The organism is Streptomyces sp. NPDC054847, from assembly GCF_053610925.1.
On the sequence record NZ_JBSGZJ010000734.1, the window covers coordinates 1 to 1,815 of the forward strand.

The window sequence follows — 1,815 nt, forward strand, 5'->3', positions numbered from 1 at the left end:
GCCTCAAGACCCTGGACGCGGTGGCGCCCACCACCGGCCCGACCGCGACCATCCGGCCCGACCTGGACGCCTTCCGCGCCGCCGAGATAGAGCACGAACAGCGCCGCCGTGCCCGCCGCCGCGCCGCCTCCCGTGCGCTGCCGCGCATACAGCGCGATGAAGGTGCTCAGACCGACGAAGACGACCGACCGGCAGATCACCGCCAGCGACAGCTTCACGAACGACACCCGGTCGTCGGCCCCCCTCGCCGCCACCGGGCCGCAACGCACACTCCCGTCCTTCTCCAGCGCCTTCAGCACCGGCAGGCACAGCACGCTGCCGACGAGAGCCGGCACCACGAGCAGCGGCGACAGCCGCAGCCCTGCACCGGCGACGACCGCGGTGACCATGAGGGGCGCGAGCGCGAAGCCGAGGTTCCCGCCGAGGGAGAACCAGCCCATCCCCTTGTGACTGCCCCGGCAGGCGAGCCGCGCGACCCGAGCAGCCTCCGGATGATAGGCGGCCACCCCCAGCCCCGACACCGCCACGAACACCAGCGTCCACCCGTAGGAGCCGCTCACACCGCTCCCCGCGATGCCCACCCCGCCCACCAGCGTGCTCACCGGCAGCAGCCACGGCATCGCCCACCGGTCGGTCAGCACCCCGAACATCGGCTGGGTCACCGACGACAGCACCGACGCGGCAAGCACGATGCCGGACACCGCCGCGTAACTGTAGGCACGCTCGGCCACGAAGAACGGCACGAGCGACGCCACCGCGCCCTGGTACACGTCCACGCACGCATGCCCGACCGACAGCAGGACCACCGGCCTGTTCTTCCACCTGTTCTTCCGCACGCGACCATCGTCGACGGCACCCCGGCTGTCGTACTTCCGATAAACTGCCGACCGATGCCGCGAATCCGCCACCAGCCGGTCGCTCCGACCCGGACCCAGAGCCTGGCCACCGGGACACAGATCGACGCCCACCAGCACGACGACCACCAGATCGTCTACGCAGGGCGAGGAGCGCTGACCGTCACGACCGGCGCCGGCACCTGGGTGGCACCCGCCACCCGCGCCATCTGGATCCCGGCCGGCACCGTCCACGCCCACCAGGCCCACGGCGACCTGGAACTGCACCTCGTTGGCCTGCCCGCCACCGACAACCCCCTCGGCCTCGACCGGCCGACCGTGCTCGCGGTCGCCCCCCTGCTCCGCGAACTCATCCTCGCCCACACCCGCCCCCCACTCGACGACAGCCCCGAACGCGCCCGCCTGCGCGCCGTACTCCTGGACCGACTACGGGCCTCGCCCCAGCAACCGCTCCACCTGCCCACACCCACCTCCCCCCTGCTCAGGGACGTGTGCGACCTGCTGCGCGCCGACCCCGCCGACAACCGCACCCTGGCCGCACTGGGCAGGACCGTCGGCGCGAGCGACCGCACCCTGTCCCGGCTGTTCAAGTCCGACCTCGCCATGACCTTCCCGCAGTGGCGCACCCAACTGCGCCTGCACCACGCACTGGTCCTGCTCGCGCACAACACCCCCGTGACCACCGTGGCGCACCGGTGCGGCTGGTCGTCCGCCAGCGCGTTCATCGACGTCTTCCGCCGGACCTTCGGCCACACCCCCGGCGCACACCACCGCCACGGACCCGGCTGACCCGGGCCCGGAACACGGAGCAGACCGGCGACGTCCGCAAGAAGCCGGAAGAAAATCGAGGGACCGTGTCGATACGGCCCTGCCCCGTTCGTCGTCATCATGTGCGGCACCCGCCGCACGAGAAGACGACAGCCCCTGAGGGAGTCCGACCATGAAGTACATGATGCTGATC

General features: G+C 71.6%; 2 protein-coding genes. One reads left to right on the forward strand and one right to left on the reverse strand.

Annotated features, from left to right (window positions below):
* On the reverse strand, nt 1-806 hold an 806-nt coding region (locus ACWGH4_RS34785), incomplete at its 3' end, for an MFS transporter (RefSeq protein ID WP_453467871.1).
* 84 nt (nt 807-890) lie between these two features.
* Between ACWGH4_RS34785 and ACWGH4_RS34790 the strand changes: the two genes are divergently transcribed.
* The gene (locus ACWGH4_RS34790; RefSeq protein ID WP_453467873.1) at nt 891-1,643 is read left to right on the forward strand and encodes an AraC family transcriptional regulator; all 753 of its coding nucleotides are present in this window, start codon (nt 891-893) and stop codon (nt 1,641-1,643) included.
* Nucleotides 1,644-1,815: the final 172 nt, after the last annotated feature.